The following is a 20,935-nucleotide window of genomic DNA, read 5'->3' on the forward strand; positions in this document are numbered from 1 at the left end:
CTGGCTTAGGGAACGGGGTTGATTTCCCGTGCCCTCTCTTTGCTACTCCGCCCCATCCCCCGGCATCATCCCCAACGCCATCTCCATGAAATCCTCCCGGTCCCGCAAATCGCCATAGCGCTCCAAAATCGCCAGCGCCCCCGCCACATACTCGTCCGGTACCGCCGCCCCGTCGAAAAATGCCCCTTGCCAACGGAACAGCTTCCACAGCACATACAGGGGATTCCTATCGTCGTGTAAACGGTATAGTTCGTCGCGCAGGATGCGCTCGCGGGTCCAGACCGATTTGGGAAATTCCACCACCTTGCCCATCGTTGTCCTCCAAATTTGATAAAACCCGATCCCGGTGTCCGGTCGCGCCAGTATCCGTGGAATAGGGTGGGTTTATGCGCCATATACCGGAACAAACCGCGCCATTGGATCGCGGCGCACCGGGAAGCGCCGCCGCTTTGTCGGTCCTGGGCGGTTTTGGCCCGTGCCTTGCACCCGTGGGCGGGCCGGAATGGTTCCGGCGCACCGATCCACCCTGAACAACCGCACCCGCCTAGGAGATAACGGATGTTATCGATAAGAATATGCCTCTTGGCCTGTTTGACGCTTTTGTCGGGCTTGGCCCAAGCCAAATACGATCCCGAGCAATACCTCTATACCCTGATGGGTTCCACCCCGAATCCCAATGTCAATCAAAATGGTATCGGGATTTATGTCTACGACGGCGTGAACAGTATGGACGCCCTGGGTCCATACCGGGTTTTCAAAACCGCCGGACTCAAAACCTTTTTGATCGCCCAGCAGGCGGGTACGATCACCACCAACGATGGTTTGAAAATCCAGGTGGATAAAGCCATCGATCATGTCGCCGCGCTGGATATCCTGCTGATTCCGGGCGGGGCGCTGGAAACCGCCGCCCAAACCCAGAACCAGCCGGTCCTGGATTGGATCAAGCGCATCGACCAAACCACGGTCTATACCACCAGCGTCTGCACCGGGTCTTGGGTGCTGGGGGCGGCGGGCTTGCTGCAAGGCAAGCAGGCCACCTCCAATTGGTACCGCGCCCAGGAGGTCCTCGCCAAATACGGGGCCAGCTTCCAACAGGAACGCTGGGTCCGGGATGGCAAATATTGGACCTCGGCGGGCGTCAGCGCCGGCATCGATATGGCTTTGGCCATCGTGGTCGATTTGTTCGGCGGCACCGCTTTGAACAACGCCTACGCCCAGGCCATCATGCTTGACCTCGAATACGATCCCAAGCCGCCGATCCGGGGCGGTTCGGTCCGCAAGACCAATCCCAAGGTGTTCGGTGCCATGCAGTATATGTACGATTACTACCTGCTGCCCTTCGTCCAAGGCACGCCTTGAACCACCACACGGGGCGGCATGGACGCCGCCCACCTTCATCCCCCGTCTTCCGGCAGGAAGCCCCCCGCCTGCATGGCCCACATCCGGTGATAAAACCCGCGCTGCGCCAATAACTCCTCGTGCCTGCCATCCTCGACGATGCGGCCCTTGTCGAACACCAGGATGCGGTCGAGATGGGCGATGGTCGAGAGCCGATGGGCGATGGCGATCACCGTCTTCTTGCCCATGGCCCGGTCCAGGTTGTCCTGGATGGCTTGTTCCGTGACCGAATCCAGGCTGGACGTGGCCTCGTCCAGGATCAGGATCGGCGCATCCTTCAGCATCACCCGAGCAATCGCGATGCGCTGGCGTTGTCCGCCCGAAAGCTTCACCCCGCGTTCGCCCACTTCCGAGGCATAGCCCTCCGGGATGGCTTCGATGAAGCCCTCGGCATGGGCCATGCGGGCGGCTTCGCGGATATCCGCATCCGCCGCGTCCGGGCGACCATAGCCGATGTTGTCCCTGAGGCTGCGGTGGAACAAGGTCGGGTCTTGCGGGATCAGGCCGATTTGGCGGTGGAGCGAATCTTGGGTGGCGCGGGCGATATCCTGGCCGTCGATCAGGATTTGCCCCGACTGCGGCTCGTAGTTGCGCAAAATCAGGCTGACGAAGGTCGATTTGCCCGAGCCCGAAAACCCCACCAAGCCCACCCGTTGCCCCGGTTCCAGCACCACATTCAAGCCGTCGAACACCGGGCGCTCGGGCTGGTAGCCGAAGCGCACTTCGCGGAATTCGATCCGGCCTTGTGTGACCCGGAGCGGCTCCGCGCCGGGCGCGTCCACGATCCCGTGCGGCTGGACCAGGGCGTCCACCCCATTGGCGACATTGCCGAGGTACTCGAAGAATTCCAGGAACCGGCGGCTCAGGTTGCGGGCGTCGCCGATGATGAGCAAGGCCAGGCTGGCGCTCATGGCGAAATCGCCCGCGCCGATGCTGCCGGCCTCCCACAGGGTCAGGGCGTAATACACCGTGCCTAGCTTGAGGATAGCGGCGGCGATGAACTGGAACCAGCGCACTTTTTCCATGTACCAGAAGGTCCGGCGGCCGGCCCGGACCTCGGCTTCGAGTTGGGTGTCCAGTTGTTCACGCTCGTGGCGCAGGCGGGCGAATTGCTTGGTGTTGAGGATGTTGGTCACGGCGTCCACGATCTTGCCATTGACCCGGCTGCGCACGGCGGCGAATTCCTGGGCGTAGGGCTGGCAACGGGTGGCGAGCCAGTACGAAATCAGCACATAGACCGCCATCCAACCGGCTACGAACAGTCCCAGTTGTTCATGGGCGCGGAACAGCAGGCCGCAGGTGCAGCCGAAGGTGATGACGATGGGCCAGAAATCGAACAGGATGGCCCACAGCGTATGGTTGACGCTGACGGCGGTTTCGCTGATGCGGTGGGCCAAAGCCCCGGCGAAATGATTGCTGAAATACTGCGCCGAATGATGTTGCAGATAGGCGTAGAGGTCGCGGGCGGTCTTTTGGCGGAGGCGCGGCCCGACCGTGACCAACACCGCGCCGCTGGCCCGGCTGAACAGGATTTCCGCCACGTTCAGCGCCGCGAACAGTAGCAAGGGTTCTTTCAAGGTTTCCACCAGCGCCCCGCCCGCCGCCACGCCGTCCATCAGGCGCTTGATGGCGTAGGGCACCAGGATGCTGCCCGCCGCCTGCCCGGCTTCGAGCAATAGCATCAGGACCAGCCATTTACGGAAATCCCGCAGGCAATACAAGATGAAACGGCCCGTGTCGGCGGGCAGGGCGGGGGCGTCGGCGGCGCGGCGGAACGGGGTGGATCGGCGGCTCATGGGGGTTTGGATTCCGGGGGGTGGGGGAAGCCTATGATAGTGGCGCGGTGGCGGTGGATTCCGTGCGGTGCCGGGCCGGGTGCGGGAAATCCAGCATTTCCTGGGGGTCAGATGTGTTCGTTTGAGTTGGCGTTGATGGTGGAGGCGTATGGATTTTGTGGATTTAAGTTGTGGTTATATGGAAAAGAGTTGACACTATTGATGTACATAGCAATAATTGAGAGACTTCCATCTGTTTCATGTCAAATATCGTAGCTGATTCAAGGTCGCGTTCATTGTTAATCCCTGCGAGGCATTTTTTAAATGAAAAATCAAAAGTCTTTGATGGTTTTTTCAGTGGCTTTTATAATTGTTATTTTGTATTTTTTTAGTGGAATATATAAACATTTTAAGCAAGATATAGATAATATAGCAAATTATATTTATTTGCTTGTTTTTAATGTATTTATTATTACAATAATTGTATTGTCTTTGGTTGTTTTTATTCATAAGAAATTAGAGGAATATGGATCGCATTGGAGTTTTATAACCGAGGCGCTAATAGTTGTACTGTTGATAGGTATTTTTATTGAGGTTCCTCATGTTAATCATTTCCTTCAGGAAGGGGTGATGGAAACAATAAGGGAGGAGCTTAATAAGCATGATGCGTCTGTATTGGCGCTAAAAAATGCTTTAATAGATAGGGAGGATGAAATTAGAGTTTTGAGGAATGATAAAAGTAATATATCTGCGGCTCAAGCAGAAATAAATAGTTTAAAAAATAATTTAATCGCTTTAAGGGCGGAAAAAGATCAGTTAAAAGAAATCATTAAAATGGATTATTTAGTGGGTTGGGAGATAGAAACAAAAAATGCGCTGGAACGTTGTGGAGAGTGCAGAAGTAATTTGCCAGACAACTGTCAGTGCAAAAGAATAGCAATCAAAGAATCGATAAATAGTTCTCCTATTCCTAATGAATTTTCTATTCCTAAATACGATAAAAATGGAGTTTTTGATAATTCGTTAATTTTTTCAAGGATGGGATATATATATTTGGTATATGCGAGTGACTTGCTTAAGCTGGATTTAGGGGTGGATCGGGCTACATTTAAGGGGAATGGTATTTCATCTCCACCGGTCGATTCATCTATGGTTGGAATCCCAGAGTATTGGGCACCTAATAAAAATGATGGCGATGGTAATGTTATTACTTGTAGTATAGTTAATTCATCTTCAAAGGATACGGGAAGAAAAGTTGGTGATATTTTGCAGGCTGCAAGAAAACCTAGTGGTATTAATGATAATAAAGCTATTCTTTGTAAGAATATTCAGCAGGCGGGTCAGGCCATTAGGTACTCTAAAAATAGAGATCGTCCTGCATTGTTTCGGTGTCATAAGTTTCCATCGGCTTTTTATAAAAACACAGTGGGACGACCAGAAGCTAAACGGGTGTTTTTTTCACGTTTAAGCGATGTTTTTGATCTTTCAATAGCAGAGGCCTGCACAAAGACGGGGAGAAACTTGTCAGGCCAAGCCAATCAAGAGGAAACCTTGTTTGTGTGGATATTTATCCCTGATGATCCGCAAGAGGTCATTTCTGCCACATGGGAGAATTTAATTAAAAAATATGGTTTGTTAGTGGGCTTTTAGTTAAAATTCATTATGTGGCATATCTGCCCTTGGGAAGAAAGCGCAAGGCGGGTTAAGCCTTTCGAAAGCAGTAGAAGGGAGTAAACAAAAATGGAAGAGTTCGTAATAAAGATGTTGCGGAATCTTGATGGGTTGACATATTTTAGTATCATCCCGGGCGGTTGGATGACATAAATGTCAAATTTGATTTTGGCGGAATCGCATTTTCTATATTTGTGACGCCTAACTACATGTTGAAGAGATTTTCATGAATAAAAAAGCCATGGCATGCCTAATGGCTACAGCATTAATCTTGTCGTCTTGCTACGCCAGCGCCGATCAACGCCCCATCCTCTACAGCAGTCCCGGCGCTTCGCCCGCCGTCTTGCAGGCGGCGCAAAAAATCAGCGACACCGCCACGCCCAAGATCGATTACGCCGCCCTGGCCCGCCAGGGCGATGTGTTCGTCCGCATCGCACCGCGCCGCCACACCCTGACCGCCGCCAACGCCATCGCCTCCGGTGCCCTCCTGGGCACCAAACCCTATGTGTTCTTCACCACGCCGGAAAGCGTGTACGGCAAATCGCTGTTGGATATCTACCTGGATATCGGCTACGAGGCTGAAGATGTGATTCGGGATCAGCGCGACCAGGACATGGTGGCCATCGTGTTCCGCTTCCCGGATACGGTGCGAGTGTCGGATGTGAGCAATGGCGTCTTGCCCACCCACTGGAATGCCCAGGTCTACGCGCCGACCTGGGACAATCTATTCACACTATTCGATAAGCTCGCGACCCAGGCCGCTATCGATCCGGCCAAGGCTTCCGGCTCCTTCATGCCTTGGGGACTGACGTTCGCCTCGACGGCGGAGCGCGATTTCGTCACCGGCTTTCCCGCTGCCGCCCGCACCGCCGTCAAAACCGCGACCTACGACAAACTCAGCGTCGATGGCGGCGACAACTGGCGCTACCGGCAACTCATGGAACAAAAACTCTCGGTATTCGAGCATTTCTGCGGCGACGGCCATACCCGCAACGAACTGTTCGACCGTGATTGCACCACCCGCACCAGCGGCATCCTGGAGTTCGTCGGTCCCAACCAGAAATTGCCGGAACTCAAAGACGTGGCGGTGGTGCGCCTGGGCAAGCTGGGCATCGGCGATAGCTATGCCCCGGCCTCGCGTTGGGTGGCGGCCAGCGGTGGCGCGGTGCCCGAGGGCGCGGTGAAGGCCGGGGCCGAGGCCGCGCCGGGCCAGCAGCCTTTGTACGTGTGCCGGGCCGGGTATCAGGGCGGGCTGCATCCCGGCAAGCTGCGGCCCGAGTTCAAGGGCTGCAATCTGGGCTGGAGCGGCAAGGAAGTGGTGGTGCCGGATTACGAGGTCTTGACCGAGTAACTCGGGGAAGAGATTGGAATCCGGGACAGCGCGGGGTTCCGGCCAGTTCCCGGATTCCGCGTCGCTGCCCCGGACTATCCGCCGTGGGCGGGGCGTCAGTTCACGAGCTGGAAGCTATGCGTTCCGGCTAATTTCCGGTTGAGGGTGATCCAGAGTTCGGAGCTGGCGGGACGGGCGCTGATGAAGACATCGCTGTCGGCCACCAACGGCACGCCGTCCAGCAACACCTGGGCGGGCGTGGCGGGTCCGGTATAGCCGTGGACGACCAGGATCGGGTTGTTCAGGGTGGACGGTGCTGTGCTCGCGACCGCGAACGACAAGGCGAGGTTGTTGTTGGCGGCATTGACCTCCCAGGTGCCGTAGACCGGGCTGTAGCCCGCCGGGGTGTAGGTCTTGAGGTCGCTGCGGCCTATCCCCGCGATACCCTGGGTGCGTACCGATCCCACCGTGGCGGTCAGGGCGGTCAGGCGTGCGGTCTTGGCTTGTAGGGCGATGTTCTGGGTCGGATTCTTGGAGTGCGGGTTCAGGACGATATGGACGCTATAGCTCACCTTGGGCCAGCCGCTCACGGTATAGCCATTGCTGCTGACGAAAGAGCTATTGCCCAGCGAACCCCAGTCCGCCCCCCAGGCCAAGCGCTTGTCGCTGGTGACCTCCGAGGCGTTCGATAACGAATATTGGATGAGTTGATAAGCCCAGTCGCTGTCGCACGGCAGCTTGTGGTTGTAGCCGGGACCGGCCCCCTGGTCGTTCTGGCAGATTTGACCCATGGTCGTGCTGGTCTTGCCGCGCCACACCGGGGCCAGATAGTTGTTGTAGCCACCCGCGTTCTGCAAAGCCATCACCTGGGTGCCGGCCAACCCCATCTCGGCATCCACGGTCGAGGTCCAGAGAAAATCATAGGGTGCGCCGGGATTGACCTTGGAATAGTCCCAGTCGTTGTTCATCGTGAAGGGATTACCCTTGGACACGAATTTATAGCGGTCGCCCCAGCCCACCCCGCCCACATTGTCGGTGCCGTTGCCACCTTCCACTTTCATATCGCCGTAGGGTGCCCGGAAGTCCGAATCGATGGCATGGTTGGGGGCTTGCGAAAGGTCGAAAGTCACCGTCCAGACCGGGTAGTCCCGTCCGGTGGCGAACAGCCATTGGATGCGGACCGGCATGTTGTAGGCGGTCACATACTGGCGGTTGGGATCGGTTGCGCCTTTGATCCAGGTCCAGGGGTCGATGGCATGGTTGTCCAAGGCGGCTTGGGTCAGGCCGTAGCGGACATAGTTGAGCGTGTATTCGTGGAGGGCGTGGTGCCTGCCGGCGAACAGCTTCTGGTAGGTGGCGCTGTTACCCGAACCCAGCGGCGAATCGTCCTTGCCGTAAGAATTGGCGAACGAGGGGTTGCTCAGATGGGCAACCACGTAGCCGAAACCGCCCGCGTTGCCCGCGCCGGGATTCACCGTGCGGGTAGTCCCGTTCGGCAGGGTGTAGGTGAATTGCTTGGCGTTGCCGCCCTTGCTGGTGTCGTTGCGGGCCAGGGCCACGCTCCTGGGTTTGCAGGCGCTGTCGTGCCAGATATAGCGGTCGTTCAGATAGCCGTTGAGGCTGATCCCGGCGTTGTTGATGCCGGAGTCCACCGCCAAGGCGGCACAGCCTGGGGTGGCGGCGATGGCGGGCACCAGCGCGATATTATCGACATTGAACACCACGCCGCCTTGCCCCAGCCCGTCTTGCAGGTTCAGGCGGTTCATGGCGGTCAGCTTGCCCGCCAGGGTGGAGATGGGCACGCTGACCGTGGACCAGGTATTGGCCGCGAGCGCCGGGCTGGCGTAAGGACCAACCGCGACGGGAGCGCCTGGCGTAGCGCCGTTTTGCAACGAGAACACGAGCGCGGCCACTTTCGGAATGTTGCCGGCGGCACCGGGATTGATATCGAAGCTGACGGCGGATAAGTCGGAAAGATGAGTGGTGGCCGGGGTTTCGCTCAGGCTGAAGCCCGCCCAGGCGTCGACGATGTCCACCCGCGCCGAGGCCGTTCCCGATTTTTTCACCACAGTGTCATTGGTGTAGGTGGTTCCCCAACTCCAATCGCTCCAGCCGGGCGCGAGGCTATCGAGGTAGGCGTAGTCGGGATTCGCAGCGAACGCCGGGAACGGACAGACGAGGGCCGCGATGAGCGGCACGGCGGCGTGGCGGCGGGCTGGGAGTTTCGGGTGCGGGCGCATAAGGAATCCTCCTGATCGATGGGGTGGCGGGAACACCCGGCCGGACGGCATGGCCGACCCTGATGTGCCTGGCATCAGCCTATCCCAGCGCCCGGTATGTATCTGTTGTCGGTTTAACGGAATTTCCGGTATTAATGCCGGAAACCGCTTTGCGTAGCGCCCGGAATCGATGGACGGGGCGAACGCCAAAATGTGGTTGTCCACCCGCGGCGTGATGCGCCAGCCAGGCTATACGGGATAAGGATTGGGCCGCAAATAATTCCCGGTTTGCGCTCATTCCCAAGCAGGGCTTGGGAGCCAGCGAATGCCTGGAAGTTAATTCCAGCCAAATCCTAAGCTTTATTTCCCCGCCTCCCCCAGCAAAGCTTCAATCTTCCCCACCAAAGCCTTGTCGTCCGGCGTGGTGGTCGAAGCGTAGGCTTCCACCACCTTGCCGTTCCTATCGATCAGGTATTTGAAGAAATTCCATTTGGGGCTGGTGCCGGATTGCCCGGCCAGTTGCTTGAAGAAGGGATTGGCGTCCGCGCCCTTCACCGGGCTTTTGGCGAACATGGGGAAGGTCACGCCGTAGTTGAGATAGCAGACCTCGGCGGTCTTGTCGGCCTCGGAGAATTCCTGCCAGAAGTCGTTGGACGGGAAGCCCAGCACCACCAGGCCCCGGTCTTTATATTTCTGGTACAGCGCTTCCAGTCCCTTGAATTGCGGGGTGAAGCCGCATTGGCTGGCGGTGTTGACCGCCAGGACCACCTTGCCCCGATAAGCTTCGCAGAACTGGACGGGTTCGCCGCCGCGCAGGGGTTTGGCGGTATAGTCCAACAAGGGCGGGCAGTCGGCGGCGGCGCGGACCTGGGCCGGTAGCGCCAAGGCGCAGGCCAACAGCACGGAAAGCAGCGGAAAACGGATGCGCATGGGACACCTCGGTTGAAAAACACTGGGGATGGAGCCATAACCGGTCTTTTATCCGGTCGCGGTGGATGCGCCGGTTCCGAGTACGGGTTTGTTATAGTAAGCCGTTTCGGGACCGGACGATCCACCCGCTTTAGGGGCCGGAATCCGGCCCGAATTCCCCCATTCCATTCATCGGAGCCTATGCTATGTCCGCCTTGGCCGAATCCGAACAGAAATCCATCCGCCTTTCCATCGCTGGGATGCGCTGCGCCGGTTGCGTGCAGGCCGTCGAAACCGCCCTGCGCGATATCCCTGGCGTCGCCGCCGCCGATGTCAATTTCGCCGATCATTCCGCCCAGGTGCGCGGCGGGGTCGAGCCCGATATCTTGCGGAAAGCCATCCAGGACGCCGGGTTCGACGCGGCGGTCATGGAAGGCTTGGAAGATACCAGCGAACAGGAATCCCTGGAGCAGGAACGCTACCGCTCGCTCATCAACAAGGCCGCGGTGGCGGGGCTCCTGGGCGCGCTGCTGATGGGCGGGGCGCATTTCGGTGGCCTGCCGACCTTCGGCGCGCCCGGCACCGGCGGCATCTGGTTCCTGATTTCGCTGCTGACGTTGGGGACCATGTGGTACTCGGGCAGCCATTTCTATAAGGGGGCGCTGAAAAGCTGGGAGCATCGCCAAGCCAATATGGATACCTTGATCGCCCTGGGCACCGGCGCGGCTTGGTTCTATTCCACGGTGGCCATCGTGGCGGGCGATAGCTTACCGATCCTGACCCGCGATGCCTATTTCGAGGCGGCGGCGGTCATCCTGGCTTTCATCAACCTGGGCGGTGCCCTGGAAATGCGGGCGCGGGGCCGGACTTCCTCCGCCATCCGCGCCCTGATCGGCCTGCAACCGCGCACGGCGCGGGTGCTGCGCGAAGGCCAGGAGTTCGATATTCCCATCGTCGATGTCGGCCTGACCGATGTGCTGCGGGTGCGGCCCGGCGAAAAAATCCCGGTGGATGGCATCTTGGTCGAGGGCCATTCCAGCGTGGACGAATCCATGCTGACCGGCGAACCCATGCCGGTCGAGAAAACCGTCGGCGACGAGGTGGTTTGCGGCACGCTCAACCAATCCGGTAGCTTCCTGTTCCAGGCCACCCGCATCGGTCGCGACACCGTGCTGGCCCAGATCATCGCCAGCGTGCGCCGCGCCCAGGCCAGCAAGCCGGAAATCGCCCGCCTGGTGGATAAGGTCGCGGCGGTGTTCGTGCCGGTGGTGGTGGCCATCGCCCTCGTGACTTTCCTGGTGTGGTGGATCATGGGGCCGCCGCCCGCGTTCGGCTATGCCTTCGTCACCGCCATGACCGTGCTGGTTATCGCCTGTCCTTGTGCCTTGGGGTTGGCGACGCCGATTTCGGTCATGGTGGCGGTGGGCCGCGCCGCCCAGTCCGGCATCCTCATCCGCAACGGCGACGCCCTGCAAGGCGCGGGCAAGCTGAGCTGCGTGGTGCTGGACAAGACCGGCACCGTGACCGAAGGCCGGCCCAAGCTCTCCACTGTCGCCGCCGCCGAAGGCTGGACCGAGGACACCGTGCTGCAATGGGCGGCCAGCCTGGAAGCCGGTTCCGAGCATCCCTTGGCGGCGGCGGTCCTGGCCGGGGCGCAGGCACGCGGAGTCGAACCCTTGCCGGTGAATGGCTTCGCGGCGGTGGTCGGGCAGGGCGTGTCGGGCATGATCGAAGGCAGCGCCGCCCTCTTGGGCAACGCGGCTTTGATGCGGCAGCATCAGGTCGAGACCGGACCCTTCGCCGAACAACTCCAAGCGCTGGCCGGGCAAGGCCAGACCCCGGTGTTCCTGGCGGTGAACCGGGTGGTGGCGGGGTTGATTTCGGTGGCCGATCCGATCAAGGCCGATTCCAAGGACGCGGTGGCGCGGCTCCGCGCCGCCGGTATCCGGGTCTTGATGGTCACGGGCGACAACGAGATCACCGCCAAGGCCATCGCCGCCCAGGCCGGGATCGCGGAGGTGCGGGCACAGGTCTTGCCACAGGACAAGGCCAAGGTGGTCAAGACCTTGCAGGACCAGGGAGAAGCCGTGGGCATGGTGGGCGATGGCATCAACGACGCGCCCGCGCTGGCCCAGTCCCATGTCGGTTTCGCCATTGGCACCGGCACCGACATCGCCATCGAGAGCGCCGACGTGGTCATCATGGGCGGTTCCCTGGTCAAGGTGGCGGAGGCGATGGAACTGTCCCAGGCCACGGTGCGCAATATCAAGCAGAACCTGTTGGGCGCCTTCCTCTATAACAGCTTGGCGATTCCGGTGGCGGCGGGCTTGCTGTATCCCATGTTCGGCATCCTGCTGAATCCGATGATCGCGGGCGCGGCCATGGCGATGTCCTCGGTGACGGTGGTGACCAACGCCAACCGGCTGCGTTTGGCGGGGAAGTAGGACCGCGCGGGTTCCCCAACCCGGTTGGGGAACGCCAGCCCTGGAGTCCCGTTCCCGGCCTTTGGGTTCAGCCGGGCCGGGCCGTTTAGGGCTTGCGATAAATCGCAGGCCGCACCGGCCTCACCGCGCTGGTCAAACCGTGCAACACCTCCGAATGGCCCACGAACAGATAGCCGCCAGGCCGCAAGCGCTCGATCACCCGTTGCAAGACCTGCCGCTTGGTGGGCGCGTCGAAATAAATCATCACATTGCGCAGGAAGATCAGATCGAAGCTGCCCAGTTCCGGCAAAGGCTCGTTCAGGTTGATGTGCAGGAAACGGACCCGCTCGCGCAACTGGGGCGCGAGCGAGAGCGTGCCTTGGCAGGAGCCGATGCCCTTGCGGCAATGTTCCAGCAGCAAGGGGAAGGGGATGTTTTCGCCGCGGCTCAGGGGATAAATCCCGCGTTTGGCGATGTTCAGCACCTTGGTGCTGATGTCCGAGGCCAGCACTTCCCAATAGGTGTCGGGATAGCGCTCGGCCAGGGTCATGGCGATGCTATAGGGTTCCTCGCCCGAGGAACAGGCGGCGCTCCAGATGCGCGGCGGGGTGGTGCGGGCGCTCCCGGCCAGGAGGTGGTCGCGCAGGAAGGCGAAATGCTCGGGTTCGCGGAAGAACCAGGTTTCATTGGTGCATAGCAGATCGATGGCCGCCTGCATTTCATCGCAACCCGTTTCCAAGAGGTCGAGATAATCCTTGTAACCGCTCAGGTTCAAGGTCCGCAGGCGGTTGGCCAGCCGTCCCGTGACCAGATATTTCCGGGCCGGGGATAAATCGAGTCCCATCCGGTGGCGCATCAAGCGGCCGAGGCTGGCGAATTCCTGATCGTCGATCTCGTCGTAAGCGTATGCGGTGTTCGCTGGATTCATGGCGCGGTCCTCCCATCAAAACCGGATATATTCGCGTTCGTTGACCGGGCTTTCCGCCGCGTGCCCGCGGGGCTTGGTTTTTGGGGGCGGCCCGGCGCGGGGCACCAAGCGGTCCATGGCCATTCCGGTATCGTTCCCGACCCGGAAGAAACCCATGAGCCGGCCCAGCTGCTCGGCTTGGTTGCTCATGTCCTGGGCGGTGGAGGCCAATTCCTCGCCGGAAGAGGCGTTTTGCTGGGTCACTTTGCGCAACTGGTTCATCGCCAGATTGATTTGCTCCACCCCGCTGGATTGTTCGCGGGAAGCCGCCGCGATTTCCTGCACCAGATCGGAAGTCTTGCCGATGGCGGGCACCATCCGCGCCAGCAGGCGTCCGGCCAGTTCGGCCCGCTCCACGCTGTCGGTGGCGAGCTGGCTGATTTCCAGGGCGGCGACCTGGCTGCGCTCGGCCAGCTTGCGGACTTCCGCCGCCACCACCGCGAAGCCCTTGCCGTGTTCTCCGGCGCGGGCGGCTTCGATGGCGGCGTTCAAGGCCAGGAGGTTGGTTTGGTAGGCGATGTCGTCGACGATGCCGATTTTGGAGGCGATCAGTTTCATGGCCTGCACCGTCAGCAGCACCGCGTCGCCGCCTTCGCTGGCTTCCTTGGCCGATTCGTTGGCGATGTTCTCGGTGGCATGGGCGTTGTCGGCGTTCTGGCGGATCGACACCGCCATCTGCTCGACCGAAGCGCCGGTTTCCTCGACGCTGGCGGATTGCTCGGTGGTGGCTTGGCTGAAGGCTTGGGCGGTGGCGTTGACTTGTTCGGTGGCGCTGACCAGGGCGTCGGAGGCCTGGCGCACTTCGGCGATGATCCCCGACAGCTTATCCACGGTGTTGTTGACCGAGTCCCGCAGTTGGCGCAGCTTGCCTTGGTAGGTTTCGTCGATCTTTTCGGTCAAGTCGCCGCGCTCGATCAAGGTCAACAGCCGCATGACCTCGTTCACCGGCCCGATCACCGAATCCAGGGTTTGGTTCACCCCCTCGACGATGCGGCGATAACCACCCTGGTGCTTGGCGGCGTCGGCGCGGGTTTCCAAGCGGCCTTCCAGCGCCGCCTTGGACAGCATGTCGGCGTCGGCGATCAAGGCGTTGACGTTGTCGATGGCGAGGTTGAGGTTGTGCTTGAGGACGTTGAAATCGCCCTGGTAGTTGTCGGCGATCTTGGGCGGGATATCGCCCTTGGCGATGCGGTCCACATAGTTTGCTGCAACGTTCAGGGGACCGATGACGGCGTCCAGGGTCTGGTTGATGCCTTCCACCATGTCCTTGAAGCTGTGCTTGAACTTGGCGGCGTCGGCGCGGGCGGCGAGCTTGCCCTGCAAGGCCGCTTCCACCAGCCGCATGATCTCGGCCTGCATGGCTTGTAGGTTGGCTTTCACCCCGTCGATGGCGGCGGTGATCTGGCCCTTCTTGCCGGGCAGGCGGTCCATGTCCTGGGAGAAATCGCCCTCGGCGTATTGCTTGACGACCTCCACCACCCGCATCTTCACCGCGATGTGCGAGGCCACCAGTTCGTTGATGCTTCCGGCGATGCGGGCGTACACGCCGTTGAACCGTTCGGCGGGGATGGCGTAGTCGATGGCCCCGGCGGCATGTTCGTCCCAGATTTTCCGCTGCGCGGTCTCGAAATCGTTGAGCGTGCCGACCAGGGTGTTGAGGTTGTGCTTGAGGACGTTGAAGTCGCCCTGGTAGTTGTCGGCGATCTTGGGCGGGATATCGCCCTTGGCGATGCGGTCCACATAGTCCGCCGCGACATTCAGGGGACCGATGACGGCGTCCAGGGTCTGGTTGATGCCTTCCACCATGTCCTTGAAGCTGTGCTTGAACTTGGCGGCGTCGGCGCGGGCGGCGAGCTTGCCCTGCAAGGCTGCTTCCACCAGCCGCATGATCTCGGCCTGCATGGCTTGCAGGTTGGCTTTCACCCCGTCGATGGCGGCGGTGATCTGGCCCTTCTTGCCGGGCAGGCGGTCCATGTCCTGGGAAAAATCGCCCTCGGCGTATTGCTTGACGACCTCCACCACCCGCATCTTCACCGCGATGTGCGAGGCCACCAATTCGTTGATGCTCCCGGCGATGCGGGCGTACACGCCGTTGAACCGTTCGGCGGGGATGATGTAGTCGATGGCTCCCGCCTTGTGTTCGTCCCAAATCTTGCGCTGTGCCGCCTCGAAGTCGTTGAGGGTGCCGATCAAGGTATTGAGGTTGTGCTTGATGGTGTCGAAATCGCCCTGGTAGGGGTCGGCGATGGCGGGCGGGATATCGCCCTGGGCGATGCGCTGGATATAGCTGGCGGCCACATGCAGCGGCCCGACCACGGCGTCCAGCACCCGGTTGATGTTCTCGCCGAATTGTTTGAAGCCGCCGCCGACCCGCTCGATATCCACCCTTTGGGCCAGGTTCCCGGCCACGGCTTGTTCCACCAGGCGCTCGATCTCGGCCTGACCCCGGACCTGGTCGGTGATATTGTCCCATTGCACCGCGAACCCGTTGGGACGGCCATCCTTGTGGACCAAGGGAAAGGTGGTCAACCGGAAGGTATGGTCGGCCAGTTGCATGGTGGTCGAGAGCGAGCGGTTGCGCGGATCGGACAGCAATTGGCGCTGATGCCGCGGGTGTTGGTGGAAGGTGTCGATGGAGAGTCCGACCAAGCGGCGTGGATCGACGCCGGGGAACAGCTTCTCGAAGGCTTCGAGGTTGTCCTCGAAAATCCGCAGCACCGCCGGGTTGGCGTAGGTGATGTTGAAATGCTCGTCGCAGGTCATGATGGCGTATTCGGTGCCGGCCAGGATTTGCCGCATGATTTCGCCGATGCGCTCGGTTTCGAGATGGTCGGTCGCGTACCAGAATTCGATGGCGTAGCCCGTGATCTTGCCGGGGCGGGTCGCGAGCGGAATGGCGGTGATGTGGAAGCGTTGTTTGCCCACGGCGACGAAGCCACTGAGGCCGGATTCGCTGTCCCGCAGGCGCTTGGGCAGGGCGGGATCGATGCCGGGCCAGCGGTCGATCCGGCTGCCCGGCAGGGTGTCGGGGCTGAAATCCGGGTTCAGCGCGCGGATATCTTCGGCATAACGCCCGAGCAGCGCCTTGGCGGCGGTGTTGACGTCGGCCACGGCGAATTCCGCGTCCAGGATCACCATCGCGGTGTGGGTGTGGTGCATGGCGAGTCGAAGGCGCCCGCCTTCGCCGTTCCAGAGACCGTTCAACAACCAAAAAGTCATAACAACCTCCTGTGGATAAAATGCCGCCCCGGCGGCTATGGATCAGTGGATGAAGCCTTGTTCCTAAAGTGGGTGGTCGGATCGGCCCTGCCCGCCGGGCAGGCTTTACGCCATGGGTTTCGGGCATGGGGGGCCGGGTGTGGTGGTCGGCGATGGCGCGGCGGACCGGGGGTCTGGCGTGGTCCGCTCGCCGCGAATCCGGTATCGGAACCCATCGTCGGCCTCGCCGCCGAACGGTTGGCGGAGTAGGTCGGTGCCAGGGCCATGGCGGCCGGCCCGGCCCGGTGTGAAAGAGAACCTCAGAAATACGTTTGAGACGGTAAATCCCTTGACTGTGACGATTTCGATACGCAAATCGTAGCGTCTCCTAAAGCTAGATCAGTTTGACATAAATTCCATGGTGAATATTACCCATTTTAGGGGCAGATTTAGGCGCGAAGCTTGCTTCGGGTGCTGATTTTTAGGGATATGAGAGTGCAGAGAAAGCTTGGGGCGGGTTTCGTGCCTAGATGACGCGATAGATTCGGTTCATATCACCCATAATGGGTTTTGTGGCGCGGTGGACTGGGGGGTTTCTTTAGGAGAAATCCTCAGTTTCATTCCCATCCTGGAGGCCGACGACCGCAGGCCGGGGTGTGGTGGGTGCCCGGCGGTTGAGCGGGCTTGCGGATTCCGCCGGGGACGCTGCGGAAATCGGCGATGGTTCACTGATTGGCACGGCGGGGAGTTGCTACGCTTTCCATCCGGTTTCGCCAGAACGTCCAATTCCAGGAACATCCCCATGCCAAGCTTCTACCCCTCCCATCGCCTACGGTCCTTGTCCATCGCCCTGATCCTCGCCGTCCAGGCCGGGGGGGCCGAGGCGGGCCGGACCGGCGGTTTCGCCGTCAACATCCCCAAGAACCGCGAGGATGCCCGCAATTTCTACAACGCCGTGTACGCTGCCTCCGAGGGCGTCGCCATGGGCTGGACCGGCCAGCTGGCGGGCTGCAAGCCGGGCAAGGTGTCCACCGACTACCTCAAAGCCGGGCTGACCCGCGTCAATTATTTCCGGGCCATGGCCGGGGTGCCCGCCGCCGTCACCTTCCTGGCCGATTACAACGCCAAGGCCCAGCAAGCGGCCCTGATGATGCTGGCGAACCAGACGCTCAACCATTACCCGCCCGCGAGTTGGACCTGCTATACGGTGGATGGCGCCACGGCGGCGGGGAGTTCCAATCTGGCGGCGGGCAATGCCGGAGCCGCTTCGATAGATATGTACATGAACGACGCCGGCACGGCCTCGCTCGGCCACCGGCGTTGGGTGTTCTATCCGCAGACCAAGAACATGGGCCAGGGCAGCGTGGCCGATGCGTCGAAGCCCGCCTATAAACAAGCCTCGGCGCTCTGGGTGTTCGACGGCCACGGCGGCGACGCCCGGCCCACCACCCGCGATGGTTTCGTGGCCTGGCCACCCAAGGGCTATGTGCCCTACGGCCTGATCTATCCCGATTGGTCGATTTCCTATCCCAAGGCCGATTTCAGCCAAGCCGGGGTGGCGGTGAGCCGGGGTGGGACCGCCATTCCCGTCACGGTCTCCCATCCCGGCAATGGCTATGGCGAAAACACCCTGTCCTTCCGGCTTGGCACCGCCATCGTCCCGACCGCCGCCGACCAGGTGTTCCGGGTGTCGGTGACGAATGTGCTGGTCGGCGGCGTGGCTCAGAGTTTCGTCTACGATGTCAAGGCGTTCGACCCCCAGGTCAAGACCGCCGCCAGCGTGACGCCGGTCCTCAGCGGCAACGCCCAGCCCGCGCTCAACCAGGCGGAAACCTATGGCTTCACCCCGGTGTCCAGGGCCGACGGTTACCGGCTGCGGGTCGGTAGCCTCCAGGCTTTCACCACGGTGGCGGGCGCGGAATCCAACAGCACCGCCGGTTTCGTGGTCGATGCCGACACCGCCGCCTATGCGGTGGTGGTCGCCGCGCCCGCCACTGGCCAATACGCTTTCCATCTGGCCCATCCCACCCCGCCCCGCACCCAGAGCCTGACTTGGGACCATGATTTCTATGTCAAGGATGCCCAGGCGGCCCTGCGCTTCGATAGCCGCCTGGGTTGGGCGACCGGCACGCAGGCGGCGCAGGTGCAGGTATCGTCGGACGGGGGCAAGAGCTGGCAGACCGAATATGAACAAACAGGCACCGGCGGCGCGGGCGAATCCGGCTATGTGGCCCGCCAAGTGTCCTTGCAAGCCTACGCCGGGCGGACGGTGCGGCTACGGTTCGCCTATGCCTTCAAGGGCGGTTCCTATTACCCACAGACCGGCGTGGGCATCGGCTGGCAGTTGGACAATATCCGCCTGGGCAACACCGCCGAACTCACCGGGCAGACCACGACCGACCAGGGGAAGATTTCCAGCCTGGTCTATACCCCGACGGCCAGCGGCCAATACCTATTGCAACTCCAGGCGACCGCTTTCGGTGCCTATCCCTTGGAATGGGGACCGGGCTTCTTGATCCAGGTCGCGCCCTGACCCGGTTGTGGGGTGGATGGCCCCGGCGCGATCCACCCCGGCCCGCCGCGCCCGGTTCCACCCGACACACGGAGAATTCACGACATCGCCTGTCGGCTTGCCGACAAGCCTGTCGCGCCCGTTCCCAGGGTCCGGCCCCCGATCCGACGGCCTTTGCCGGGCCGGGGTCCACGGCACCGAACTTGCTCGACAGCCATTCCACCATCCCATCATCGAGGACATTCCATGAACGAGCTATTCGCGATCTGCCGCACCATAGAAATCGAGGAGGAACAAGGCCACGGCTACTGGCTGTCGCGCCGCTACGAAAACGGCGAGGTGAAACCCTGGCCGATCTTGATCACCCGCAAGGGCAACAACTTTTTCGGCTTCGAGAACGCCTGCCCGCATACCGGCCAGCGCTTGGATACCACGCCGGGGCAGTTCATGGACGAGGAGGGGAATTTCCTGAATTGCGGCAGGCACCATGCCCAGTTCGACCTGGATACCGGCAAATGCTTCATCGGTCCCTGCCAGGGGAAATACCTGACCCCGGTCGAATTGGTGATCGACGATGGCGATGTCTGCGTGACCGGGGTGGAGTTGGAGGATTAGCGATTAATAAAGGCGATTTCCGAAGGGGTGCGCGCCGCGCCGGGCTTTTTTCTGGAAATCGCCCAAAACCCCGCCCGGTGCTTTGGCTGGCTCCAAGCCTTTCATTTCACCCCGAACACCTCGCCCCGCGCCGGAAACGGCAAGCGCCCGCCTTCCGGCAACAGGAAAGCATGTTCGAAGGGAATCTCCAGACCGTCCTCGCAATAACCATCGGTAATCACCAGCACCGGGCCGCGCCGAGGGAAATCCCCGCGCCGCGCCAAGCCGCGCAGGCAATCCACGCCCGGCTGTAGCACCGTGCCGCCGCGCCCTTTCACCGTATAGCGGTCCAGCAGTTGCTCGGGTTCCACCCAACCGCCGTCGTAAGCCACCGCGTCGCAACACACCAGCCGCACGGCATAGACCTCGCGGGCGATGGCATAGCTGGCAATGGCTCCCAATGCCTTGCCCAATAATTGCGGTTGCATGGAGCCGGAGGTGTCCAGTACCACGCCGAACACCCGGCTTTTGCGCTGTTCTTCCGGCGGTTGGCAGGTGGAGGGACGCGGAATATCCGGCGTGGCATTCTGGCGGCGCGAAGGACGGGCGTAGCTGCGGCGGTATTCCGGCGGCGGGAATTGGCGGTCGAACCATTCGGCCAGCTTCACATCCCAAGGGATCGGTGGTTGCGACAGGGCGCGGATGGCCTCGGCCAGCCCGGCGGGTATCAAGCCCCGCCCGCTGGCTTGGCAACGCTCCCAACCCTGCGCCAAGGCCCGGCGGCAATAGCTTTCGGCGTCGGTGAAACCGGGGCCGCGTTCCTCGCCGAAAAAATCGCATTGCCCAAGGCCGCGCAAGGTGGCGAGCTTGCGGGCGCGGCGGATATCCCGCGCCAGCCGGTCGTAGACTTCCTCCGCCGAGAACTCGGCGAAGTCCGGGTCGAACAGCATCCCGATGACCGGCGGCGTGCCCACGCCCATTTCCTTGAGCCAGCCGTTGATGACGAAATCGCAGGCGGCATTCCACAGGAAGGGATCGCGGCCCCGGCGGCGGGAGGCATGGTTCAACCCGGCGTGCAGGAGTTCGTGGGCGAACACGAACAGGGTTTCGTCCGGCTTCAAACCCGCTGCCGGATTGATCCAGATGCGGCGAGCGCCGACATCGATGGCCGCCACCTGGATATCGTAGCGGCGGCAGGATTCCAGGTTTTCTTCGAGGTCGAAGCCCGCCGCCAACGCGCCCAGCAAGGGGTAATGATCGATCAAACGGCGCTTGGCCCGCTGCGCCGGGCTATTGGGGCGTGGGCGCTCCGGGGCGTTGCCGCCAGGATCGGCGGCGATTTCCAAGGCGCGGCCCACACCTTGGGCGATGCCTTCGGCCAGCAAATCTTTCCAATTCGGGGGCGTAACCCAAGACGGGATTTTCTCGTCCAGGTTGCAGAACACCTGCCGACCCTCGCCGCAGCAGGCTGCGCCGAACACCGTCAAGCGGGGATCGACCTTTTCCACGCACAAACTCCGAAATAACACTTCCTCACCGCCCGCCGGAATGTGTGGCGGTGGGTAGGCCAATATCTCGGGCAAGCGACCGATTTTCAAATCGCCGCAAAAGCGGTCCGCCACCAGCAAGGCCGCCAGTTCCCAAGCCGCTTGCGGCGGGCGGCCCCGCACCCAGCCAAAGCCCAGGCAGGCCAGCATCAAGGCGATGAGCCGCGCCCATTCCTCCGGCTCGGCCCGGCGCTTGGGATGCAGAAACAGATATCCCCGAGGCGTCACCGCCACCCAGCCCGATTCCGCCACATAAGCCTGATCCGTATCCGCCCGGATCGTGGCTTGTTGGACCAGGGGCAATAACACCGGATTGGCCTGGACCAGGGCGATGCCCGCTTCGCGGGCTTCCCGCGCCGGGTCGGGTTTGGCTTTTTGTCGGCTCATGACCA

13 protein-coding genes are annotated in these 20,935 nt (G+C 61.3%); 6 read left to right on the forward strand and 7 right to left on the reverse strand.

The window, feature by feature from the left end:
* Nucleotides 1–42: 42 nt before the first annotated feature.
* Entirely contained in the window at nt 43–312 is a 270-nt protein-coding gene (locus B9N93_RS04820; protein WP_085211390.1) for a hypothetical protein, read from the reverse strand.
* Between the two features lie 246 nt (nt 313–558).
* Here B9N93_RS04820 and B9N93_RS04825 point away from each other — a divergent pair, with 246 nt between their 5' ends.
* Nucleotides 559–1,359: a DJ-1/PfpI family protein gene (locus tag B9N93_RS04825; protein ID WP_085211392.1), complete on the forward strand. Its 801-nt coding sequence runs from the start codon at nt 559–561 to the stop codon at nt 1,357–1,359.
* Nucleotides 1,360–1,394: 35 nt separating this feature from the next.
* Here the strand turns inward: B9N93_RS04825 and B9N93_RS04830 are convergent, their stop codons facing one another.
* The gene (locus B9N93_RS04830) at nt 1,395–3,194 is read right to left on the reverse strand and encodes an ABC transporter ATP-binding protein (RefSeq protein ID WP_085211394.1); all 1,800 of its coding nucleotides are present in this window, start codon (nt 3,192–3,194) and stop codon (nt 1,395–1,397) included.
* Nucleotides 3,195–3,497: 303 nt separating this feature from the next.
* On the opposite strand from B9N93_RS04830, the gene B9N93_RS24460 reads away from it, so the two are divergent.
* Both B9N93_RS24460 and B9N93_RS04835 read left to right on the forward strand, forming a co-directional pair.
* A complete protein-coding gene (locus B9N93_RS24460; protein WP_125468841.1) occupies nt 3,498–4,823 on the forward strand; it encodes a hypothetical protein in 1,326 nt (441 codons plus the stop codon).
* Between the two features lie 274 nt (nt 4,824–5,097).
* Complete coding sequence (locus B9N93_RS04835; protein WP_176225127.1) at nt 5,098–6,195, forward strand: DM9 repeat-containing protein; 1,098 nt, start codon at nt 5,098–5,100, stop codon at nt 6,193–6,195.
* A gap of 95 nt (nt 6,196–6,290) precedes the next feature.
* On the opposite strand, the gene B9N93_RS04840 is transcribed toward B9N93_RS04835, so the two are convergent.
* Together B9N93_RS04840 and B9N93_RS04845 are read right to left on the reverse strand one after the other, a co-directional pair.
* Nucleotides 6,291–8,414, reverse strand: a complete 2,124-nt coding sequence (locus B9N93_RS04840) for a hypothetical protein (RefSeq protein WP_085211397.1) — start codon at nt 8,412–8,414, stop codon at nt 6,291–6,293.
* Nucleotides 8,415–8,753: 339 nt separating this feature from the next.
* Nucleotides 8,754–9,323: a glutathione peroxidase gene (locus B9N93_RS04845; RefSeq protein WP_085211399.1), complete on the reverse strand. Its 570-nt coding sequence runs from the start codon at nt 9,321–9,323 to the stop codon at nt 8,754–8,756.
* A gap of 185 nt (nt 9,324–9,508) precedes the next feature.
* Between B9N93_RS04845 and B9N93_RS04850 the strand changes: the two genes are divergently transcribed.
* Nucleotides 9,509–11,746, forward strand: coding sequence for a heavy metal translocating P-type ATPase (locus B9N93_RS04850; RefSeq protein WP_085211400.1), 2,238 nt, complete (start codon nt 9,509–9,511; stop codon nt 11,744–11,746).
* Between the two features lie 85 nt (nt 11,747–11,831).
* Here B9N93_RS04850 and B9N93_RS04855 read toward each other — a convergent pair whose 3' ends face one another.
* Together B9N93_RS04855 and B9N93_RS25935 are read right to left on the reverse strand one after the other, a co-directional pair.
* Entirely contained in the window at nt 11,832–12,653 is an 822-nt protein-coding gene (locus tag B9N93_RS04855; protein WP_085211402.1) for a CheR family methyltransferase, read from the reverse strand.
* A gap of 15 nt (nt 12,654–12,668) precedes the next feature.
* Nucleotides 12,669–15,911: a methyl-accepting chemotaxis protein gene (locus B9N93_RS25935; protein ID WP_125468842.1), complete on the reverse strand. Its 3,243-nt coding sequence runs from the start codon at nt 15,909–15,911 to the stop codon at nt 12,669–12,671.
* Between the two features lie 781 nt (nt 15,912–16,692).
* Here B9N93_RS25935 and B9N93_RS04865 point away from each other — a divergent pair.
* Together B9N93_RS04865 and B9N93_RS04870 are read left to right on the forward strand one after the other, a co-directional pair.
* Nucleotides 16,693–18,423: a CAP domain-containing protein gene (locus B9N93_RS04865; RefSeq protein ID WP_085211403.1), complete on the forward strand. Its 1,731-nt coding sequence runs from the start codon at nt 16,693–16,695 to the stop codon at nt 18,421–18,423.
* Between the two features lie 225 nt (nt 18,424–18,648).
* Nucleotides 18,649–19,017 carry a Rieske (2Fe-2S) protein gene (locus B9N93_RS04870; RefSeq protein ID WP_085211405.1) on the forward strand — a complete coding sequence of 123 codons (369 nt, stop codon included), beginning with the start codon at nt 18,649–18,651 and terminating at the stop codon, nt 19,015–19,017.
* Between the two features lie 101 nt (nt 19,018–19,118).
* Here the strand turns inward: B9N93_RS04870 and B9N93_RS04875 are convergent, their stop codons facing one another.
* Nucleotides 19,119–20,930, reverse strand: coding sequence for a vWA domain-containing protein (locus B9N93_RS04875; protein ID WP_085211407.1), 1,812 nt, complete (start codon nt 20,928–20,930; stop codon nt 19,119–19,121).
* Nucleotides 20,931–20,935 lie beyond the last annotated feature (5 nt).

This window comes from Methylomagnum ishizawai (assembly GCF_900155475.1).
GTDB classification, from domain to species: domain Bacteria; phylum Pseudomonadota; class Gammaproteobacteria; order Methylococcales; family Methylococcaceae; genus Methylomagnum; species Methylomagnum ishizawai_A.